General features: G+C 61.7%; 15 protein-coding genes, 2 pseudogenes and 1 riboswitch. Of the genes and pseudogenes, 7 read left to right on the top strand and 10 right to left on the bottom strand.

The annotated features are described in order from the left end of the window. Window positions 1-123: 123 nt before the first annotated feature. The gene (locus tag ACZ9H3_RS06265) at window positions 124-1,215 is read right to left on the bottom strand and encodes a tartrate dehydrogenase (protein WP_476220125.1); all 1,092 of its coding nucleotides are present in this window, start codon (window positions 1,213-1,215) and stop codon (window positions 124-126) included. 108 nt (window positions 1,216-1,323) lie between these two features. Between ACZ9H3_RS06265 and ACZ9H3_RS06260 the strand changes: the two genes are divergently transcribed. Beyond that, window positions 1,324-2,226, top strand: a complete 903-nt coding sequence (locus ACZ9H3_RS06260) for a LysR substrate-binding domain-containing protein (RefSeq protein WP_305885270.1) — start codon at window positions 1,324-1,326, stop codon at window positions 2,224-2,226. Window positions 2,227-2,283: 57 nt separating this feature from the next. Here ACZ9H3_RS06260 and ACZ9H3_RS06255 read toward each other — a convergent pair whose 3' ends face one another. The 5 genes and pseudogenes from ACZ9H3_RS06255 to ACZ9H3_RS06235 form a co-directional block, all read right to left on the bottom strand. Then, entirely contained in the window at window positions 2,284-3,303 is a 1,020-nt protein-coding gene (locus ACZ9H3_RS06255; RefSeq protein WP_476220124.1) for a FecCD family ABC transporter permease, read from the bottom strand. Further along, on the bottom strand, window positions 3,303-4,274 hold the full coding sequence (locus tag ACZ9H3_RS06250; RefSeq protein ID WP_476220123.1) for an ABC transporter substrate-binding protein: 972 nt from the start codon (window positions 4,272-4,274) through the stop codon (window positions 3,303-3,305). Before ACZ9H3_RS06250 ends, ACZ9H3_RS06255 begins: the two co-directional genes overlap by 1 nt. Next, complete coding sequence (locus ACZ9H3_RS06245) at window positions 4,271-5,056, bottom strand: ABC transporter ATP-binding protein (protein ID WP_476220122.1); 786 nt, start codon at window positions 5,054-5,056, stop codon at window positions 4,271-4,273. The genes ACZ9H3_RS06250 and ACZ9H3_RS06245 overlap by 4 nt, the downstream gene beginning before the upstream one ends. Window positions 5,057-5,076: 20 nt before the next feature. Next, window positions 5,077-7,268, bottom strand: a pseudogene (locus ACZ9H3_RS06240) (TonB-dependent receptor). Window positions 7,269-7,327: 59 nt separating this feature from the next. Next, window positions 7,328-7,528, bottom strand: a riboswitch (cobalamin riboswitch). 30 nt (window positions 7,529-7,558) lie between these two features. Next, window positions 7,559-8,959: an amino acid permease gene (locus tag ACZ9H3_RS06235; RefSeq protein ID WP_476220121.1), complete on the bottom strand. Its 1,401-nt coding sequence runs from the start codon at window positions 8,957-8,959 to the stop codon at window positions 7,559-7,561. Window positions 8,960-9,345: 386 nt separating this feature from the next. On the opposite strand from ACZ9H3_RS06235, the gene ACZ9H3_RS06230 reads away from it, so the two are divergent. The 3 genes from ACZ9H3_RS06230 to ACZ9H3_RS06220 all read left to right on the top strand — a co-directional run bounded on the left by ACZ9H3_RS06230 (window position 9,346) and on the right by ACZ9H3_RS06220 (window position 12,600). Continuing rightward, window positions 9,346-10,599, top strand: coding sequence for a 2-aminoadipate transaminase (locus tag ACZ9H3_RS06230; protein ID WP_476220120.1), 1,254 nt, complete (start codon window positions 9,346-9,348; stop codon window positions 10,597-10,599). A 220-nt stretch (window positions 10,600-10,819) separates the two neighbouring features. Further along, window positions 10,820-11,680, top strand: a complete 861-nt coding sequence (locus tag ACZ9H3_RS06225) for a CAP domain-containing protein (RefSeq protein WP_476220119.1) — start codon at window positions 10,820-10,822, stop codon at window positions 11,678-11,680. Between the two features lie 68 nt (window positions 11,681-11,748). Continuing rightward, the gene (locus ACZ9H3_RS06220) at window positions 11,749-12,600 is read left to right on the top strand and encodes a CAP domain-containing protein (protein WP_099775176.1); all 852 of its coding nucleotides are present in this window, start codon (window positions 11,749-11,751) and stop codon (window positions 12,598-12,600) included. A gap of 99 nt (window positions 12,601-12,699) precedes the next feature. Here ACZ9H3_RS06220 and ACZ9H3_RS06215 read toward each other — a convergent pair whose 3' ends face one another. From ACZ9H3_RS06215 to ACZ9H3_RS06200, 4 genes are all read right to left on the bottom strand, one after another. Further along, complete coding sequence (locus ACZ9H3_RS06215) at window positions 12,700-12,882, bottom strand: DUF1289 domain-containing protein (RefSeq protein WP_476220118.1); 183 nt, start codon at window positions 12,880-12,882, stop codon at window positions 12,700-12,702. A gap of 3 nt (window positions 12,883-12,885) precedes the next feature. Further along, window positions 12,886-13,242 carry a hypothetical protein gene (locus tag ACZ9H3_RS06210; RefSeq protein WP_476220117.1) on the bottom strand — a complete coding sequence of 119 codons (357 nt, stop codon included), beginning with the start codon at window positions 13,240-13,242 and terminating at the stop codon, window positions 12,886-12,888. Between the two features lie 250 nt (window positions 13,243-13,492). Next, window positions 13,493-14,743, bottom strand: a complete 1,251-nt coding sequence (locus ACZ9H3_RS06205; protein WP_102051913.1) for an MgtC/SapB family protein — start codon at window positions 14,741-14,743, stop codon at window positions 13,493-13,495. Between the two features lie 100 nt (window positions 14,744-14,843). Beyond that, window positions 14,844-15,764, bottom strand: coding sequence for a helix-turn-helix domain-containing protein (locus ACZ9H3_RS06200; protein WP_099775172.1), 921 nt, complete (start codon window positions 15,762-15,764; stop codon window positions 14,844-14,846). A 172-nt stretch (window positions 15,765-15,936) separates the two neighbouring features. Here ACZ9H3_RS06200 and ACZ9H3_RS06195 point away from each other — a divergent pair, with 172 nt between their 5' ends. From ACZ9H3_RS06195 to ACZ9H3_RS06185, 3 genes and pseudogenes are all read left to right on the top strand, one after another. After that, window positions 15,937-17,295 (top strand): glutamine synthetase family protein, encoded by a 1,359-nt coding sequence (locus tag ACZ9H3_RS06195; RefSeq protein WP_065758644.1) that lies wholly within the window; start codon window positions 15,937-15,939, stop codon window positions 17,293-17,295. Window positions 17,296-17,343: 48 nt separating this feature from the next. Then, window positions 17,344-18,432: a polyamine ABC transporter substrate-binding protein gene (locus ACZ9H3_RS06190; RefSeq protein ID WP_476220116.1), complete on the top strand. Its 1,089-nt coding sequence runs from the start codon at window positions 17,344-17,346 to the stop codon at window positions 18,430-18,432. A 14-nt stretch (window positions 18,433-18,446) separates the two neighbouring features. After that, window positions 18,447-19,744 (top strand): annotated as a pseudogene (locus ACZ9H3_RS06185) (NAD(P)/FAD-dependent oxidoreductase). The last annotated feature ends 5 nt before the right edge of the window (window positions 19,745-19,749 follow it).

Genomic DNA, 19,749 nt, shown 5'->3' with positions numbered 1-19,749 from the left:
CCTCCTTGTCGTTAACCAAAAGTTAACATGAATCTTTCGGTTAACAGTTTGCATAGAATCGTCGAGGACTGCAAGCACGCGAAGGCCGGTTGTCGGACAATCCTGACAACCGGCCTTGGGGGATCAGGCCCCGATCAGTTCGGCGATCGCCTTGCCGACCTGCTGGGTGGACGCGTTGCCGCCCATGTCGCGGGTGGTGTCACCGTCGGCGATGACCTGTTCAATGGCCTTGAGGATGTCGTCGTGGGCGGCGCGGTAGCGTGGGTCGGCACCGTCGTTGCCGAGGAATTCAAGCATCAGTGCACCGGACCAGATCATGGCAATCGGGTTGGCGATGTTCTGCCCGAAGATGTCCGGCGCCGAACCGTGTACCGGCTCGAACAGCGACGGGAATTTGCGTTCCGGGTTGAGGTTGGCCGACGGCGCGATGCCAATGGTGCCGGCGCAGGCCGGGCCCAGGTCGGAGAGAATGTCGCCGAACAGGTTGGAGGCCACCACCACGTCGAAGCGCTCTGGCTGCAGCACGAAACGTGCACAAAGGATGTCGATGTGCTGCTTGTCCCAACTGATGTCAGGGTAGTGCGCAGCCATGGCGGCAGTACGTTCATCCCAGTACGGCATGCTGACCGCCATGCCATTGGATTTGGTCGCTGAAGTCAGGTGCTTGCGTTCGCGGGTCTGGGCCAGGTCGAAGGCGTACTTGAGGATGCGGTCGACACCACGGCGGGTGAACACCGACTCCTGCAGGACGAACTCATTCTCGGTGCCTTCGAACATCCGCCCGCCCAGCGACGAGTATTCGCCTTCGGTGTTTTCGCGGATCACCACGAAGTCGATATCGCCAGGTTTGCGCCCGGCCAGTGGGCACGGCACGCCAGGGAACAGGCGAACCGGGCGAATGTTCACGTACTGGTCGAAGTCGCGACGGAACTTGAGCAGCGAACCCCACAGGGAAATATGGTCCGGTACTTTGTCCGGCCAGCCGACTGCGCCGAAGTACAGCGCATCGAAACCTTTGAGCTGCTCAAACCAGTCGTCCGGCATCATCTTGCCGTGCGCCAGGTAGTAGTCGCAGCTGGCCCACTCAAAGAATTCGAACTCAAGGTTCAGGCCGTGCTTGCGCGCAGCCGCTTCGACCACGCGGATACCTTCTGGGAGAACTTCGTTGCCGATGCCATCGCCAGGGATTGCGGCGATCCGGAATGTCTTGCTCATGGGGGACACACTCGTTGTCTAGGGAACAGGTGCGGACCATGCTATAAGGGCTTAGCTTAGAGATAATCTCGTCAATCATGGATTCTTAGTGCACGTATCGTGAACAATATGCCCAGCCTTGAAGACCTGACCATTTTTGTTCAGGTCGCCAAACGTGCCAGCTTTGCGGCAGTTGCCGATGAGCTTGGAATGTCTGCCGCGTTCATCAGCAAGCGCATTCGCGTGCTTGAAGACAACCTGGGGGTGCGGTTGTTGCACCGCACCACCCGGCGTGTGTCGGTGAGTGAAGAGGGCGAGCGCGTCTACCGCTGGGCGCTGCATATCTTTGATGCGGTGCAGCGCATGGGCGACGACATCAGTGCCCAGCACCGCGAGCCGGTAGGGCAACTGCGCATTGCCAGCAGCCTGGGGCTGGGCAGGCGTTTCGTTGCCCCGGCCTTGTCGGAACTGGCCGAACGTTACCCGAAGCTGGATATCCGGCTGGACGTGCATGACCGCCTGGTTGACTTGATCGACGAAGGGGTCGACCTGGATATCCGCGTGGGCAACACCATCGCCCCGAACCTGATCGCCAAGCCACTGGCGAAGAACCGCCGTGTGCTCTGTGCCTCCCCAGACTATCTCGAACGTTGTGGCACGCCGCGAACCCTGGCGGAACTGGCCAGCCATGACTGCCTGGTGATCAAGGAACGTGACCACCCGTTCGGGATCTGGCAATTGGAAGGCCAGCAGGGTGAGGAGAGCGTGCGAGTGACTGGCACATTGTCGACCAACCATGGCGAAGTGGCCCACCAGTGGTGCCTGGATGGTCGCGGGATACTGCTGCGCTCCTGGTGGGACTTGCACGACAGCCTGGCGGCAGGGCGGTTGGTGCAGGTGCTCAGCGAGTACCACCAGCCGGCGGATATCTGGGCGGTGTACGCTTCGCCGCTGGCCAGTTCGGCGAAGGTTCGCGTTGCGGTGGAGTTCTTCCGTCAGTACTTTGCCGAACGCTACACCTTGCCTGGGTAGTCATTGTGTTCTCACGCCCTGTGCGCGGCTTCTGGATCGCCAGCAAAGCTGGCTTACCTATCGGCGCCGTAGCAGGGCGATGAAGAACACCCCGCCAATCGCTGCCGTGGCGATGCCGATGGGCAAGTCTTGCGGGGCGATCAGGGTGCGGGCGGCAACGTCCACCCAGACCAGAAACAAACCGCCGAGCAAGGCGCTGACCGGCAGCAGTCGCCGGTGTTCGGCGCCCACCAGGCGCCGGGCCAGGTGCGGCAGCATCAACCCGACAAAACCAATCGCCCCGGACAACGCCACCAGCACCCCGGTCAGCAATGCCGTGCAGACGAATACCTGCACGCGTACCGCCTGGACATTGAACCCCAGGCTCACGGCTGTGTGTTCTCCGCTCATCAATGCATTCAAGCCACGGGCCAGGGCCAGCAAGGCGAGCAGGCCGAGCAGCAAGCACAGTGCCGGCAGCCAGAGCATCTCCCAACGTGCCAGGCCAAGCCCGCCGAGCATCCAGAACATCACCGAATTGCTGGCGTGTTGGTCGCCGGTGTACAGCAGCAGGTTGACCAGTGCCATCAGCACGAACGACACCGCCACCCCGGCCAGCAACAACCGTTCGCTGCTCATTCGGCCTTGTTGATTGGCTACCGCCAGCACTAGGGCCATGCTGCCCAAGGCGCCGATGAAGGCGGCCAGCGGCAGGCTGAACACCCCGGCAAAATCGCCGAGGAACAGCACCACCAGTACTGCGCCCAGCGCCGCACCGGAGCTGACCCCCAGCAGGTGCGGGTCGGCCAGCGGGTTGCGAGTCACGGCTTGCAGGGCGGTACCGACCAGGGCCAGGCCGGCGCCAACCAGTGCGCCCAGCACCACCCGTGGTGCACGAATCAGCCAGACGATGCGTGACTGGCCCTGCGTCCAGTCACCGCCACCGCGTAGCCCCAACTGCTCGCCAACAATCCCCCAGACGTACGCCAACGGTACGCTCGCCGAGCCAAAGGCCAGCGCCGTCAGGCACGACACCAGCAGCACGCCCAGTAACCCAAGCACCAATAGGCGGTACGCCGCCACGCTACGTATCTGCATCACTGACCTGCCCGCGCCACGGTCTGCGGATGCAGGGCGTTGGCGATAGTTTCGATGGCCTCGGCGTTGTCCACGGACGGCGTCACCGCCACATAGGGCAGCACGATAAAGCGTTGCGTGCGGATTGCACTCACGCCCTGCAGGGCCGGGTGCTGCAGCAGGAAATCACGCTTCTGTTGCCAGGTGCGTGGGCCATAGTCGACGATCAGGATGACCTCGGGGTCTCGCTCGACCACACTTTCCCAGTTGACCTGGGTCCAGCTGGCGGCGATGTCATCCATCACGTTGTGGCCACCTGCCGTCGTCAATAGCGCCTGCGGAATACCCAGGCGCCCAGAGGTCATGGGGCGGTCTTCGCCGCTGTCATAGAGGAATACGCGCGGCGTTTCGTCCGTTGTCGCCAGCCGCACCTGAACCCGGGCGATACGTTGGCGCAGGTCGTTGATCAACGCCTCGGCGCGGGCTTCGACCGAGAAGATTCGCCCGAGATTGCCCAGGTCACGGTACAGGTCGTCAAGGCTGGCCTCGCGTTGCGGCATGATCCGCGAGCAGGACTCGCTCAGTTCATAGACCTTGATCCCCAGCGGTTCAAGGCTGGCCGGGGTGAGCGGGCCGCCAATCCGCATGCCATAGCCCCAACCGGCGAAAAAGAAGTCGGCACCCGCGTCCAGCAGGTTCTCTTCGCTGGCGTAGTGGCTGGCGAGTTCCGGTACGCCCTCGAGGGCCGTGCTGAGCCTCGGGTCGAGGGTTTTCCAGCCGCTGACGCCGGTGTAGCCGACCATGCGTTCGCGCAGGCCGAGGGCAAGTAACATCCCGGTCAGGTTGATGTCATGGCTGACCACGTGCTGCGGCGCCTGCTCGAACGTGACCTGGCGGTTGCAGCTCTGCACACTCAGCGGGTAATGGCTGGCCTGGGCCGAGAGGGCCGGCAGCAGCGCAAGCCAGGCGAGGTAGGGAAGCGCTCGTTTCATGGTTCGGTGATCCAGGTAATGCGCGGGTAGCCGGCCAGTGGATGGGTGTCGACCAGTGCATGCACACCGAATACCTGGTGCAGGCGTTCGGCCGTCAACACCTCGGCCGGTGTGCCGCTGGCGACAATGCAGCCGTTGTCGATGACGTAAAGGCGGTCGCAGAATGCCGCAGCCAGGTTCAGGTCGTGGAAACTGGCCAGGGTGCTCAAGCCCAGGCGGCGCAAGTGGCCCAGCAGTTCCAGTTGGTAGCGTGGGTCGAGGTGGTTGGTCGGCTCGTCGAGTATCAGCAGTTGCGGTTGCTGCACCAGTGCACGGGCCAGCAGCACGCGCTGTTTTTCGCCACCGGAAAGGGTGGCGAAATCGTGTTGATCAAGGTTGCCCAGGCCAACCGCGCCGAGGGTCTGTGCGATCAGCTGGCGGTCTGCCTGGTTGTCGCCGGCAAACATCCCCTGGTGGGGCGTGCGGCCCATGGCCACGACGTCAGCCACGGTAAGGCCGAACGCCTGGGGAAACTCCTGCAGCACGACGGCAATGCGTTGTGCGCTCCAGCGCGGGCGCTGTTGCCAGAGGTCAGTGCCGTCCAGGCTGACGTGCCCGGCCAAGGGCGGGTTGAAGCGGTAGGCGCAGCGCAACAGGCTGGTCTTGCCACTACCATTGGGGCCGATCAGACCGACGAACTCACCGGCCGCCACGTGCAGGTCGATACCGTGCAGCAACCAGTGCTGGCGACGCTCGAGTGCTGCCGGCGTCCAGCGCAGTTGTTGGATATTCAATGCGGTCATGAGCGGCGGTTCCTTGTGCCTTAGAAACGGTAATCGAGGGTGGCGAAGTACGAGCGCGGCGCCCCCATCAGCCATTGCTCAGCGCTATGGGCCGTGACGGCATAGCGGCGGTCGAGCAGGTTATTCAGTTGCAGGCCCAAACGCACCTCCGGCAGCAGTTGCCAGCCGAGATTCCCATCGATCACGGTGTAGCCCGGTACCGTTGCGGTGTTGGCGGTATCGGCATAGCGCGCATCAACGTAACGCAAGCCCAGCCCGGCATCGAGGTTGTTGCGCAAGGCCTTGCTGAGCCAGAGGTTGGCGGTGCGCCGTGGTACACCGATCGGGCGGTTGCCCGAGCGGGACACGATATTACCGGCCACCACCTCGTCGAAGTCATCATACGCGGCACGCACCAGCGAGGCGTTTGCCGAGACGTGCCACTGCTGCGCAAGGGCCAGCTCCAGGGTCGCCTCCAGGCCTTCGGAAGACTGCTGGCCGACTTGCTGGGTGAGTCGCGTGTGGCTGTCGGTGACCACCGGCAGCTTCTTTTTCACGATCTGATAAGCCGCCAGCGTCCACTCGCCACGGCCGTTCCAGAACTGCTGCTTGAGGCCGAGTTCGGTTTGCTTCGACTCGGTCAGGTCCATCTGCTGTGCAGCCGGGCTGAGGCTGATCAGGTCGCCAACCCCGTCTTCACTGGTGGAGTACTGGCCGTACAGCGACAGCTGATCGGTGACTGCATACACCAGCCCGGCACGCCAGTTGCCGCCGTCGAGGCTGCGGTCGCTGCGCGTGCCGTCGACCCGGTTGTCTCGGTCGATATGGTTCTGGTCGCGGCGAATTCCGGTGACCAACGACCAGCGCTCTGACAATTGCGTGCGGTTTTCCGCGAACAGGGCAAAGGTCTGGGTGGTGCTGTGAGTTTGTGGGCGGGTGGGGTCCTGGCTGCTGAAGTATCCCGGGGCCGGCTGCCACGGGTCGATGTAGTCGCCGCCGTTGTCGGTGTACGGCGAATTGCTGTCGACGTCGAAACGAATCCGGTTGTATTCGGCACCGACCACGGTCTTGCTCGTCAGGCCGAACAACGTATGGTCGAGAGAGAAGCTCTGGCGGTCGCCGATTTGCTCCTGGTCATGCTTGATGTGCAGGTAGCTCTGGCGCAGCAGTTGGTCGCGGCTGCTGTCCCAGCTGTAGTCCTCGGCATTGCGCCAGTGCCGGCGGCTCTTGATGTAATAGAGCTGGTTGCTGGCCGTCAGGCTCTCGTTGATCGACCAGTCGCTGTTCAGTCGCGTCCATTCATCGTGGTAACGCTGTACCGCGTCATGGAGGTTGTAGTTCTTTTTGCGCAGGCTGTCGCGGTAGTGGCCGTCGATCAGCGGAGTACCGAAGTCGTTCATCGGCTCACTGTCGCCACGCTCATGGGCCAGGGTGAAGCTCAGGTCATCACTGGCATCCCAACGCAGCGCGGCACTGCCGGCGAGGTTTTCCGAGTCGCCGCGATCAATCCAGCCGTTGCTCTGCTCACGGTTGAGGGTGAGCCGGTAGCTCAGCCGCTCGTTTAACGAACCACCGCTGTCCAGGCCCAATTGCTGGCGGTCATACGAGCCATAGCCCAGGCGCAGATGGTTACGGATCTCGCCGATGAAGGGCTTCTTCGGGATCACGTTGATCACGGCCCCGGTTGCCCCTTCGCCATACAGCACCGAGGCCGGGCCACGAATGATATCGATGCGCTCGACCATCCACGGGTCTACCGGGAAGCTCTGGGTGCCTGCACCGGTGTACAAGCGCGAGCCGTCGAACAGGGTCATCACCGAGCTGTGACCGCTGAAGCCTCGGGCAGAAAGGGCTGTGTTGCCGTTGCCCGGGGTGCCCACAGAGGTGATGCCCGGCGAGCGACTGACCGCGTCCTGCACACTGCGGTTGTTGCGCCCGTCGATGGCCTCGGCATCGAGGCTGCTGGTGCTGGCAGGCGTCTCCAGCGCACTGAGGTTCAGTCGGGAGCCGGTCGGCAGTGGTGTTGCCAGAGTGATGGCTTCGTGTTCGCTATCATGATCGCCCGTGATGGCTGTCGAGGGCAGGGCGAGGATGCGCTCGGTATCATCGGTGGCCAGTGTCGGCAGTGAAAGCGAGAGGCAAGCAGAGGACACAAGTGTGTGAAACAGGTAATTGCGGGACATGTCGTTCCAGGCTGAAACAGGAATGAATGAATCCCGGGGGAATAACGCATAGAGGCATGACGAGCACGCAGGCGCCCGCCAACCGGCCTGCGCCCGCCCACCGCGGGGTTGCCAAACAAGGCTTCAGGCCGGTCTCCGGGCTTGCGAGGGTCATGAGGCCTTCACCTTCCCATGCCGTGGCACAGTGGTCTGTCGAAGGCCTCGCTCGCTTACCGTTGCGGGGGCAGCGCCGGACTGGTCAAAGAGACGCACCGGCTTCCCGTTTCACCCTGCGCACGGCGGCGCAGGACACCTGAAACTGGCGCGCATCTGAACATCGAACGCCAGCTCAGTCAATCACTTAGCCGCGTTGCGCGGCAGCAGCGGCGGGTGTTGTCGTGCTCGATTTGCGCACCAGGCTGATCATCAGGACGATGCCGGCAACCGCTGCGGTCATCAGGGTTTCATAGCGATATGCGGCGCTGAACAACATGTAGCCGAGCACGCTGCAGATCAAGGCGATGACGAACCAGGTCAGCCATGGGAACAGCCACATCCGAAACACCGGGGTCTGGCCTTTCTGCTCCAGCTGCTTACGCATGCGCAGTTGTGACACCGCGATCACCAGGTACACCAGCAGGGCGATGGCGCCGGTGGTCGAGAGCAGGAAGCCAAAGACCTTGCCCGGCAACAGGTAGTTGATCAGGCAGCCGACGAAGCCTGCCAGGGTGGACATCAGCACGGCCACGGTCGGCACGCCGCTGCGCGAAATATAGCGTGTTGCAGTCGGTGCTTCGCCGCGTGCGCCCAGCGAGTAAAGCATGCGTGATGCGGTGTACAGGCCCGAGTTCATGCAACTGGTCACGGCGACGAACACCACCAGGTCAACGATCAGTTTCGCGCCTGGCACATTGAGCACTTCCAGTGCGCGCTGGAACGAGCCGACTTGCAGCAGCCGTGGATCGTTCCAGGCAACCAGCGAGACGATGAAGAAAATCGAGAAGATGTAGAAGATCGCAATACGGTAGATCACCAGGTTGGTGGCGCGGCGGATCTTCTCTTTGGGGTTCTCGGTTTCGTCGGCGGCGATGGTGACGATTTCGGCGCCGAAGAACGAGAAGATGGTCACCAGAATGCCGCCCAGCACCGCACCAAAGCCATTCGGCATGAAGCCGCCATTGCTCAGCAGTTGGCCGACCCCCGAGACTTCAGCCAGCGGCCAGTAGCCCAGTACGGCCGCGCTGCACACGCCGATGAAGGCCAGGATGGCGATGATCTTGATCAGGGCGAACCAGTACTCGAAGGTGCCGAAATTGCGCACGCTGATCAGGTTGGTGGCCGACAGGGTGACCATGATCAGGAAGGTGAAGGCCCAGGACGGGATGGCGGGGTACCAGGCATGCAGGATGTCGGCACCGGCGATGGCTTCTACCGGGATGATCAACACCCAGAACCACCAGTACAGCCAACCGATGGTGAAACCGGCCCAAGGGCCGATGGCCTCGCCGGCGTAGGTGGAAAACGAACCGCTGTTCGGGTTTGCAACGGCCATTTCGCCGAGCATGCGCATGACCAACAGCACCAGCAAACCGGTCAGTGCGTAGGAGATCAGGATGGCCGGGCCTGCGGTGGCGATGGCGTTGGAGGAGCCGATGAATAGACCCGCACCGATAATGCCTGCGATGGAGATCATCGAGACCTGGCGTGTGGTCAGGCCATGCTTGAGCGAGCGTTGCCCGCGGTTGTTATTGTTTGAACTCATGCATCAACCCTCGGTTCAGCAGCCCCCTGGCTCACAGGTCCGTTCGGGGTGAGCCGGCGCTGAACAATCGTTAGTAAGGAAACCTTCCGTGTCGGTACTGCGTCCTGCTCCTGGTAATTGATCCAGATCAGTATTGGTCGACGAACGGGGCTTCAACAAACGAGCAATACTCAGAACATCATTCCTTGGGGGAATTCAATGTGTGCCTGGGACGACCGTGCGAGGTCTTAAGGAAAACCTTCTTGCTAAGTGATTTGTGGCCGGTGACGCCAGATTCGATACTTTTAGGAATGACAGTAGAATTTTTATTCGCTTGTGCCAGGCCACCGTCACTCGCTTAGATAGCCGCCATACACGACCCTCAAGCCACGGGAGCGGCGCTTGTCATGCCTGCGCAAACCATCAGCAATTCCATCGCAATAGTTCACCCGATCGAACTCGATCATGGCCGCAATGCCGAGGTCTGGGATGTCGATGGCAAGCGTTACATCGACTTTGTCGGCGGTATCGGCGTGCTCAACCTGGGCCATTGCAACCCGGCGGTGGTGGCGGCGATTCAGGCGCAAGCAGCACGCTTGACCCACTCGGCGTTCAACGCTGTGCCGCACACGCCTTACCTTCAGTTGATGGAGCGGCTTGTGGCGTTCATCGGCCTGAGCTACCCGGCCAGTGGCATGCTCACCAACAGTGGTGCCGAAGCGGCCGAAAATGCCCTGAAAATTGCCCGGGGCGTTACCCGGCGCACTGCGGTGGTGGCGTTCGACGGCGGTTTTCATGGCCGCACCCTGGCCACCCTGAACCTCAATGGCAAGGTCGCCCCGTACAAACAAGGCATTGGTGTGTTGCCGGGGCCGGTGTATCACTTGCCATACCCCAGCCCGGACAACGACGTCAGTGTCGATCAGGCGCTGAAGGCCATGGAGCGCCTGTTCAGTGTCGAAATCGACGTCAACGAGGTGGCCTGTTTTATCGTGGAGTCGATTCAGGGCGAGGGTGGTTTCCTGGCGCTGGAGCCAGCGTTTGCCCGGCACCTGCGTCAGTTCTGCGATGAGCGCGGGATTCTGCTGATTGTCGATGAAATTCAGTCTGGCTTCGGGCGCACCGGGCAGCGTTTCGGCTTCGGTCGCCTGGGTATTGAGCCGGACCTGCTGCTGCTGGGCAAGAGTATTGCTGGCGGGGTTCCGCTGGGCGCGGTGGTGGGCCGTCGGCAATTGATGGACACGCTGCAGCGCGGCGCATTGGGCGGTACCTATTCAGGCAACCCAATAGCCTGTGCGGCGGCGTTGGCCAGCCTGGAGCAAATGAGCGACAGCAACCTCGCCACCTGGGGCGAGCGGCAAGAGAAGGCGATTGTCGAGCGTTATCAGCGCTGGAAAGCATCCGGTTTGTCCGCTCACCTGGGGCGCCTGACCGGCACAGGCGCCATGCGCGGCATCGAGTTGGTAAATGCCGACGGCTCGCCAGCACCTCAGGCGCTGGCCACGTTGTTGCAAACCACTCGTGAGGCGGGGCTGTTGATCATGCCGAGTGGCAAATACCGGCATATCGTGCGCCTGCTGGCGCCGCTGACCATCGAACCCGAGGTGTTCGAGGAAGGCCTGGATATTCTCGAACGCTGCCTGGCTGGACTCAGCGCCTGACATCATTGCCCGCCTTACTGCTCACAGCGGCCCTCGGGCCGCTGTAGCACGACGTCCTGAAGACCCTGACCCGGCTGGCGACCTTGCCACCTCGGTAAAAAATACCCTTCACCCCATGAACCTTGTGCAGCGGCTCCAGTCTTAGGCCCTGCCTTGGCATGTCTTGCCTTGGCTGCGTTACTGCCTTTTCTGTCGTCACCTCTTCAGAGCTGTCTGCCTCATGCGCCAAGCCGTCCACTGTTCCCGCGTTGTTTCGCTCTGCCTCGTCCCGCTGTTGCCGCTGCTTTCCAGCCCCGCCCATGCGCGCGGGGAACAGCAACTGGCGGAGGCGATCAACGACTACCGTGCTCATCCCCAGCGTTGCAGCAGAAGTGCGGGCCGCGCCTTGCCGCCACTGGCGCTGAAGTCGAGCCTGGCGTTGCCGATTCGCTATCGCGGTGAAATGCGCGAGGCGTTGAAGGATTCCGGCTATCGGGCCGTTGCAGTGCGGAGTATCCGCTTGGTGGGTGCCTACGACGCTGATGAGGCGTTCGACCAGCTAGCGCGTGATTACTGCGCAGCCTTGCTCGATAACCAGTACGCGGATATCGGCATCCGTCGTGACGACAGTGAGTGGCGAGTCGTGTTGGCGCGCCCCTTGCTCGAGGGGCATCTGGAGGATCGGCGAGCAGCGGGCGCTACCTTGCTGGCACAGGTCAATGCGGCGCGGGCAAAGCCGCGCCTCTGTGGTCGTAAACGGTTTGCCGCCGCCCGGCCGCTTGCGTGGAGTAGCGCCCTGGGGGCCGCAGCGCAAGGGCATAGCCGGTCGATGGCCAGCGGCAACTACCTGGCCCATCGGGACCTTGATGGTGACATGCCTGCAGACCGGGCATGGGCGGCTGGCTACCGTGGCCGGCAGATTGGCGAGAACATCGCCGCCGGGCAAGGTTCAGCGAACAAGGCCCTGGCGGGCTGGCTGGCCAGCCCTGGCCACTGCGCCAACCTGATGAGCCCGATGTTTACCCAGGTTGGCGCGGCCTATGCGACAAACTCGCGTAGCGATGCGGGGGTCTACTGGACGATGGTGTTCGGTGCGCCCTGAGTAAAGCCCTTGTGCCGCAGGGGGGGATTTCGCGCATTATTAGCACCATCAGCAAAAGGGAGAGTTACATGCGCGTCCTATCATCCGCTTTGCGTTTTGCCGCGTTGTCTGTGGGGGTGGTGTTAGCCGCCACGGCAGCCGCGACCGAGGAGACGCAACTGGTCCAGTCGATCAATGCCTACCGCAGCCAGGTGCAGCGTTGTGCGGGGCAGGCCTCGCAGGAGTTGCCGCCACTTGCAGCCGATCCGCGTCTGGTGCTGTCTGCCAGTAGTGTCGGTGACCTGCAGCAGGCACTGGCGCGAGCCTCGTACCCGATGGTCAATGTGCAGGCGATCAGCTTGTCCGGGCCGCGTGATGCGCAGGCGGCGATGAAGGCGGTGCAGGAGAGTTTCTGCCAGATTGTGCTCGACCCGCAGTTCGTCGATATCGGCGTCAGCCGCGAAGACCGTGCCTGGCGCATCGTGCTGGCCCGGCCGCTGCTGGCGGGGCGACTGGGCGACTGGCAAGCCGAGGGCCAGAAGCTCCTCGAACAGATCAACAGCGCACGTGCGCAGGCCCGCCAGTGCGGCACCCAGCCCTTTGGCGCGACAACACCGTTGGCCTGGAATGCGACACTGGCAACGGCGGCTGAAGGCCATACCCGATCCATGGCCAACAACAATTTCTTCGATCACAAGGACCGCGAGGGCCGTACACCGGGTGACCGGGCTGAACTGGCAGGTTACAGCGGCCAACTGATTGGTGAGAACATTGCCGCCGGGCAGGACACCGTACGCAAGGTGGTCGACGGCTGGCTGGCCAGTCCTGGCCATTGTGCCAACCTGATGAACCCACGGTTCCGCGAACTGGGCGCAGCCTACGCAGTCGACCCCAAGAGTGACGCGGGGATCTACTGGACCGCGATGTTCGGTACGCCGTGAGCGCCTGTGATGGTATCGGCGCGGTGTCAGTATGTGCGCGGTGCCTGCATCGTTGGCAAGCCAACTCCCACAGGGAGCACTGCGCTTTCGGTATTTGGCTTAGGGGCGTTTCTTTTGCAGGCTTTTCAGGCGATGGGTTGCGCGTTGTACGGCGGCCATCTTTTCCGGCCGCTTCATGCGCTTCCATTTCTTGATGTCTTCCTTGCTGCGACCACAGCTCAGGCACAGGTCGCCGCTGAGCTGGCAGACGGCGATACACGGGTTCTCGATATCCTTGGCCATGCTTCAACCCCGCGCCAAACGCTGTTGCCAGTTTCCCGCATGGGTGCGCTGGCATTGTTCTTCCGTGTCGTAGTGCACATGTGTCGACACGGGGTCGAGGGCAATCCCGGCTTCAGCCAGCGCCATTGCCGTCAGCTCAACCATGCGCGCGCCTTGCCCGCTGGCCAGGGCCTGTTGCTTGTTGGTCAGGGTATCGAAGACCCAGGTCACCCTCAGGCTGGAGGGGAACGCCCGGTAATCCACCGTGTGGGTTAGCCAGCAGAACCCGACGATTTCTGCCTTGGCCGTCTCGCAGGCCTCGGTCAGGGTTGCCACCAGGCGGCGCTCGATGTTCGCCTGATCGCGTTTGTTGAAAAACATGGGTTGATCCTTGCCTGTGTGTCGACGTGCAGTCTCTGGGGTGAAACGTTTTTTGCGCGAAGGGGTGACTTGTTCCACTTGGCCGTCATCTCTGCTTGCATCATAAGCGATGTGCTGATGCCTCAAGCACAGAATGCTTGGTTGCTGATCGATATCGACTACTTCAGCAATCGCGCTGATTCGGGCTGCGGACCAGGCGTTGTATAGCGCGAAAGCCGCAGGCCGCAACCGTGTGGCTGTTCATGCGGCGCTACAGCAGGAGCAGCAACCCCCCGGCTGCCAGGCCTAGCAGGAAGCACAGGCTTTCCACGCCCGCTTTGCGGGAGGCCAGGGTGAAGGCATAGATCCCCTTGACCAGGTTGTTGCTGGCCGCTGCAACGATGATGGCGGAGGCTGCGACTGACAGCGGGGTGCTGCTCACGGCAGACTGCGTCATGCCGAGAATGAACGGGTCTACATCGGTGACGCCCATCACCGAGGCCAGTGAGTAGATGCCCACGGACCCCAAGTATTCGATTGCCAGGTGTGTTGCCACCAGCATGCCGACAAACAGAAATGCGAACAGTAGCGCGGCACTGATTTCCAGCGGGTTCTTGGGTTCAAGTGGCTTTATCGTCGTCGCCCCGGCGTATCCTTTTCGCGACCATAGCCAACCGATGAGTATCGCCATACTGCCCAGGACAATGAACGGAAGTGCCAGGCGGCTCATCAGGTCGCGGTTGAACAGGGCCAGGAGGGCCGCCAGGCGCAAGTACATGGCGCCCGATGCAATCAGGATGGCGCCAGAATAAAGGTGCGCCTGTTCTTCCTGCTGCGAGCGCCTGGCAAGCACCACCGTGGTCACAGTCGATGAATAGGCGCCCCCTACGAGTGCCGACATCAACACGCTGCTCTGGTTTTTTGTCACGCGCTGCAACACATAGCTGCCATACGACAATGCGCTCACAGCAACCACAACAAGCCAGGTGGTGAAGGGGTTGATCTGAAACGGGGTGAGCGGTGTGTTCGGCAACAGTGGCAGGATGACTGCGGACAGCAGGAGAAATTTTGCGAAGGTCAGGATGTCCGTGGTTTCAATGCGCTTGGCCAGGTTTTCCAGCTGTGTCTTGAGCTCCAGAAGGATGATGCTCGACACGGTCAGCGCGGTGGCCAGCCAGAACATCTCGTGATAGATCAGGGCGCCCACCAGGTAGGTGGTCAGCCCGGACATTTCCGAGGTGATGCCGGGTGATCCGGTAGAGGAGAGCCGGTGCCAGTAGGCCAGTAACAGGAAGGCGGCCACAACGGCAAAGCCCAACGCTTGCGGCAGCAGTTCGCCACTGTTCAACACTGCAATCGAGTAACCGATCAGGCCTATCAGCGGATAGGTGCGGACGCCGCCAAACGCATACTGGTCATTGTTGGTCTTGTGCTCTTCGCGTTCCAGCCCGATGAGGAAAGACAGGAACAGCACAAAGAACAGGTGGATTGCGTCTGTGGGGAGCCAGTCAAAGCTGTTCATCGAGTCTCATCAAGGCAGGTGGCAACAAACTTTCACACTATAGACTCATCCGGGTGGAAAGCTTGCCGGTTACCGGTGTTCGCATCCATGCACCGCCGGGTTAGCCGTGTTTGAGGGGCAAGCGGAACCCGTTGCGCTTCAGTGTCTCACTCGGAAGCTCCTTGAACAGTGCCTGGTAACTGCTGGAAAACCGCCCCAGGTGCCAGAACGACCAGCGCATTGCCACTTCCGCCACGGTCACATCGCGGGCCTTGAGCAGTTCGCGTCGTGCGCCGTTGAGGCGACGCAGGCGTAGCCAGTGGGTCGGGGTCATGCCGGTATAGGCTTTGAAGGCGCTCTGCAGTTGGCGCAACGATCCCCCCGCAATGTGCGAGAGCTCCAGCAAGTTGACGGTTTCCTCGGGTGAGTCCGCCGCCCACTCGCATACCCTGCGCATGATGTTGCGCTCTTCGGTGCGCCGCCACAGCTCGTTCTGCCCAAGGCGGGCACAGGCGTTGTCGAGGATGAACAAACAGTCTTCCAGCAACTGCTCGGCCAGTGCGCCCTGGTCGGGTGAGTCGAGGCTTTGCGAGAGTCGGGTGAGGGTGCTGCTCAGCCAGCTGCTGAACAAGGCATTCTGCTGGGAGTTGAGCGGCGCCATGAACAGGCCTTCCATCGCGGCGACATCCAGCCCGTGCCCACGAACGAACTCCGGGCCAAACACCACGGCCACTTCCTGGTAGTTCTCCGGAGTGATCCAGATATTGCGGCTCTCGCCGTTCAACACGTAAAGGCTGTTGTCGCTGCGGTCGAAACAGAACGCCAGTGAGCCACTGGGTGCGCTGAAGCTCTGTTCTACGCGAGTGTTCATGCGCTCTTCGTAGACGTCCACGCCCTGCAGGTCCAGGCAGCGCACCAACCCCGCGAAATGCCCAGGTGACATTTGCTGATAGTGCTGCGCCCAGCCAGGGGTCGCACGCACCTGTTCGGCAACATCGGCGGTGGTGAAAGCCTGGACACGCAAGGGGTTCAGCGACGTCATGGAAACCTTCAATGCACTACATTGGTGCATTTTGTTGTGTTCAAAGTGGATAGATCGAAGCCCGATCGCTCGCCCAAGATAGTCCTCAACGCGATGCAGGGGAAGCCATGCACCCCGCGATGCGTAGAAGGCGCCATGTCGGGTGCCACCCCAAAACAACAACGAGGTTTCTATGAATACCCCTTTCGATCAGCTGTCCGCCTGGCTGAAAGAACACAAGATTACTGAAGTGGAGTGCGTGGTCAGCGATTTGACCGGGATTGCCCGTGGCAAGATCGCGCCCACCAACAAGTTCCTGCATGAACGGGGCATGCGCCTGCCGGAAAGTGTGCTGCTGCAGACGGTGACCGGCGATTTCGTCGACGACGAAATCTACTACGACCTGCTCGACCCAGCCGATATCGACATGATCTGTCGGCCAGACTCAAACGCGATCTATGCCGTGCCGTGGGCCATCGAGCCGACCGCCATTGTGATTCACGACACCTTCGACAAGCTCGGCAACCCGATCGAACTGTCGCCGCGCAACGTCCTGAAGAACGTCTTGAAGCTGTATGCCGACAAAGGCTGGCAGCCCATCGTCGCGCCCGAGATGGAGTTCTACCTGACCCAGCGCTGCGACGATCCGGATCTGCCGCTACAAGCCCCGCTGGGCCGCTCGGGCCGTGCCGAAAGTGGTCGGCAGTCGTTTTCAATCGACGCGGCCAACGAATTCGACCCGCTGTTTGAAGACGTCTATGACTGGTGCGAAGCCCAAGGCCTGGACCTCGACACACTGATTCACGAAGACGGCCCGGCGCAGATGGAAATCAACTTCCGTCATGGCGATGCGCTGGACCTGGCCGACCAGATCACCGTGTTCAAGCGCACGATGCGCGAGGCTGCGCTCAAGCACAACGTCACCGCCACCTTCATGGCCAAGCCGATAGGGGATGAGCCAGGCAGTGCCATGCACCTGCACCAGAGCGTTGTGGACATCGCCAGCGGAAAACCGATCTTTGTCGATGCCGACGGGAAGATGAGCGAACTGTTCCTCCACCACATCGGCGGCCTGCAGAAGTACATCCCGAAAGTACTGCCGATGTTCGCGCCCAACGTCAACTCGTTCCGCCGCTTCCTGCCGGACACCTCGGCGCCGGTGAACGTAGAGTGGGGCGAAGAAAACCGCACGGTGGGCCTGCGTGTACCGACCTCCAGCCCTGAAGCCATGCGCGTGGAAAACCGTCTGCCAGGGGCGGATGCCAACCCCTACCTGGCGATTGCCGCCAGCTTGCTCTGTGGTTATCTGGGCATGGTCGAGCAGATCAACCCGAGTGCCGCCGTGCAGGGCCGAGCCTATGAGCGCCGCAACCTGCGCCTGCCGATCACCATCGAGGATGCGCTGGCGCACATGGAAGACTGCCCGACCATCGAGCGCTACCTGGGCAGTAAGTTCGTGCGCGGTTACGTCGCGGTGAAACGTGCCGAGCACGAGAACTTCAAGCGGGTCATCAGCTCATGGGAGCGTGAGTTCCTATTGCTCAGCGTCTGATTTCGGCCACGTCATACCCATCGATAAAACAATATGAAAGGTGTCGATATGCGTCTTATGAAAACCGTTGTTCCGGCGGGCTTTGCCTTGCTGTTCGGTACGCTTGCCCAGGCTCAGCCAAGTGTCAGTGTGTACAACTGGACCGACTATATCGGTGAGACCACGCTCGCTGACTTTCAGGGCAAAACCGGGATCAAGGTGATCTACGACGTTTTCGACTCCAATGAAACCCTGGAGGGCAAACTGTTGGCAGGGCGGACCGGGTACGATGTGGTGGTACCGTCCAACCACTTTCTGGCACGCCAGATCAATGCTGGCGCGTTCCTGAAACTGGACCGCGCCGAGCTGCCCAACTGGAAGAACCTCGATCCGGCGCTGCTCAAGCTGTTGGAAAAGAACGATATCGGTAACGCGCACTCGGTGCCCTATCTGTGGGGCACCAACGGCATCGGCTACAACGTCGACAAGGTCAAGCAGGTGCTGGGTGTAGACCACATCGACTCCTGGGCCGTGCTGTTCGAGCCCGAGAACCTGAAAAAACTCAGCCAGTGCGGCGTGGCGATGATGGACTCGGCCGATGAGCTGTTTCCGGCGGTACTCAACTACATGGGCATGGACCCGAACAGCACCCGCCCTGAAGACTACAAGAAGGCCGAAGCCAAGCTGATGACCTTGCGGCCGTACATCACCTATTTTCATTCCTCCAAATACGTGACGGACCTGGCCAACGGCGATATCTGTGTGGCGATGGGTTACTCAGGTGATGTGTTCCAGGCCGCCAACCGTGCCAAGGATGCAAAAAACGGTGTTCACATCGCCTACGCCATTCCCAAGGAAGGCAGCAACCTGTGGTTTGACCTGCTGGCGATTCCCGCCGATGCCAAGAACACCACGCAAGCCCATGCCTTCATCAACTACCTGCTTGAGCCAAAAGTGATCGCCAGCGTGAGCAGCACCGTTGGTTATGCCAACCCGAACCCGGCGTCCAAGGCGTACATGGAGGCCGAGCTTGCCGGCAACCCGGAGGTCTACCCGCCGCAAGCCGTGCTGGACAAGCTGTACATCTCGCAAACGCTGCCGCCTGCGATCATGCGCTTGATGACCCGCGCCTGGAGCAAAGTGAAATCCAACCAATGAGTCGAGCACGTACCATGGCAACGTCGTCGGAACATGCCCGTTCGTACTACTACGCAACGGTGAAACACATGGCTGCCTATCCCGCGCTCGCATCGGATGTTATCGCCGATGTCTGTGTGATCGGCGGCGGCTTTACCGGGGTCAACACCGCGATTGAGCTGGCCCAGCGGGGGCTCTCGGTGGTGTGTTGCTCGAAGGCAGGCGAGTCGGCTGGGGCGCCAGTGGGCGCAACGGCGGCCAATTGATTCGCGGCATCGGTCACGATGTTTCAGGCTTTGCCCGTCATGTCGGCCAGGAGGGCGTGCGCTATCTGCAGCGCGCAGGTATTGAGTCGGTCGAGGTGGTCGGCACGCGGATTCGTGAACACGCGATCGACTGCGACCTGCGCTGGGGGTTCTGTGAGCTGGCCAATACGCCTGCGCAGTTCGCCGCCTTCAGCGAGGAGCAGGAAAGCCTCGCAGCCTTGGGGTACCGCCATGAAACCCGATTGATCAGGCCAGAGCACATGCGCCAGGTCGTGGCGTCCGATGCCTATGCCGGCGGCTTACTGGACATGGGCTCGGGCCACCTTCATCCCCTTGATCTGGTCTTGGCTGAAGCGCGTCTGGCCGAATCACTGGGCGTGCGTATCTACGAGCAAAGCCCGGTGCTGGAACTGATCCACGGCGACACGGTGCAGGTGCGTTGTGCCAAGGGTACGGTCAAGGCGGGAAGCCTGGTGCTGGCGTGCAACGCGCACCTGGACGACCTGGAACCGCGCCTGAGCGGCAAGGTGCTGCCTGCTGGCAGCTACATCATCACCACCGAGCCGCTGGCGCCCGCCGTGGCCAACGCGCTGATCCCGCAGAACCTGGCCCTGTGTGACCAGAAAGTCGGCCTGGATTATTACCGCCTGACCGCTGACCGGCGCTTACTGTTCGGTGGCGCGTGTCACTATTCCGGGCGCGACCCGGCGGATATCGCCAGCTACATGCGACCGAAAATGCTAAAGGTGTTCCCACAGCTGGCCGACGTGCGCATCGACTTCCAATGGGGCGGCAAGATCGGCATTACGGCCAACCGTTTTCCCCAGGTCGGGCGTTTGCAACAGCACCCGAACGTGTTCTATGCCCAGGGCTACTCAGGCCATGGCCTGAACGTCACCCATTGGACCGCGAAACTGCTGGCCGAAGCGATTCATGCCGGGCACAGCCATGGCCTGGACATCTTCAGCAAAGTGCCGCACATGACCTTCCCCGGTGGCCCGGCCTTGCGCTCGCCGCTGCTGGCGCTGGGAATGTTGTGGTATCGGCTGCGGGAGTTGTTGGGGTAGCGCCA

The organism is Pseudomonas sp. TE3910, assembly GCF_056279025.1.
The sequence above is the reverse complement of the archived record's forward strand: the minus strand, read 5'-3'. Positions and strand labels throughout refer to the sequence as shown.

Coding starts and splice junctions, on each gene's coding strand:
- ACZ9H3_RS06265 (WP_476220125.1), bottom strand. CDS start 1,215: ATGAGCAAGACATTCCGGATCGCCGCAATCCCTGGCGATGGCATCGGC.
- ACZ9H3_RS06260 (WP_305885270.1), top strand. CDS start 1,324: ATGCCCAGCCTTGAAGACCTGACCATTTTTGTTCAGGTCGCCAAACGT.
- ACZ9H3_RS06255 (WP_476220124.1), bottom strand. CDS start 3,303: ATGCAGATACGTAGCGTGGCGGCGTACCGCCTATTGGTGCTTGGGTTA.
- ACZ9H3_RS06250 (WP_476220123.1), bottom strand. CDS start 4,274: ATGAAACGAGCGCTTCCCTACCTCGCCTGGCTTGCGCTGCTGCCGGCC.
- ACZ9H3_RS06245 (WP_476220122.1), bottom strand. CDS start 5,056: ATGACCGCATTGAATATCCAACAACTGCGCTGGACGCCGGCAGCACTC.
- ACZ9H3_RS06235 (WP_476220121.1), bottom strand. CDS start 8,959: ATGAGTTCAAACAATAACAACCGCGGGCAACGCTCGCTCAAGCATGGC.
- ACZ9H3_RS06230 (WP_476220120.1), top strand. CDS start 9,346: ATGCCTGCGCAAACCATCAGCAATTCCATCGCAATAGTTCACCCGATC.
- ACZ9H3_RS06225 (WP_476220119.1), top strand. CDS start 10,820: ATGCGCCAAGCCGTCCACTGTTCCCGCGTTGTTTCGCTCTGCCTCGTC.
- ACZ9H3_RS06220 (WP_099775176.1), top strand. CDS start 11,749: ATGCGCGTCCTATCATCCGCTTTGCGTTTTGCCGCGTTGTCTGTGGGG.
- ACZ9H3_RS06215 (WP_476220118.1), bottom strand. CDS start 12,882: ATGGCCAAGGATATCGAGAACCCGTGTATCGCCGTCTGCCAGCTCAGC.
- ACZ9H3_RS06210 (WP_476220117.1), bottom strand. CDS start 13,242: ATGTTTTTCAACAAACGCGATCAGGCGAACATCGAGCGCCGCCTGGTG.
- ACZ9H3_RS06205 (WP_102051913.1), bottom strand. CDS start 14,743: ATGAACAGCTTTGACTGGCTCCCCACAGACGCAATCCACCTGTTCTTT.
- ACZ9H3_RS06200 (WP_099775172.1), bottom strand. CDS start 15,764: ATGACGTCGCTGAACCCCTTGCGTGTCCAGGCTTTCACCACCGCCGAT.
- ACZ9H3_RS06195 (WP_065758644.1), top strand. CDS start 15,937: ATGAATACCCCTTTCGATCAGCTGTCCGCCTGGCTGAAAGAACACAAG.
- ACZ9H3_RS06190 (WP_476220116.1), top strand. CDS start 17,344: ATGCGTCTTATGAAAACCGTTGTTCCGGCGGGCTTTGCCTTGCTGTTC.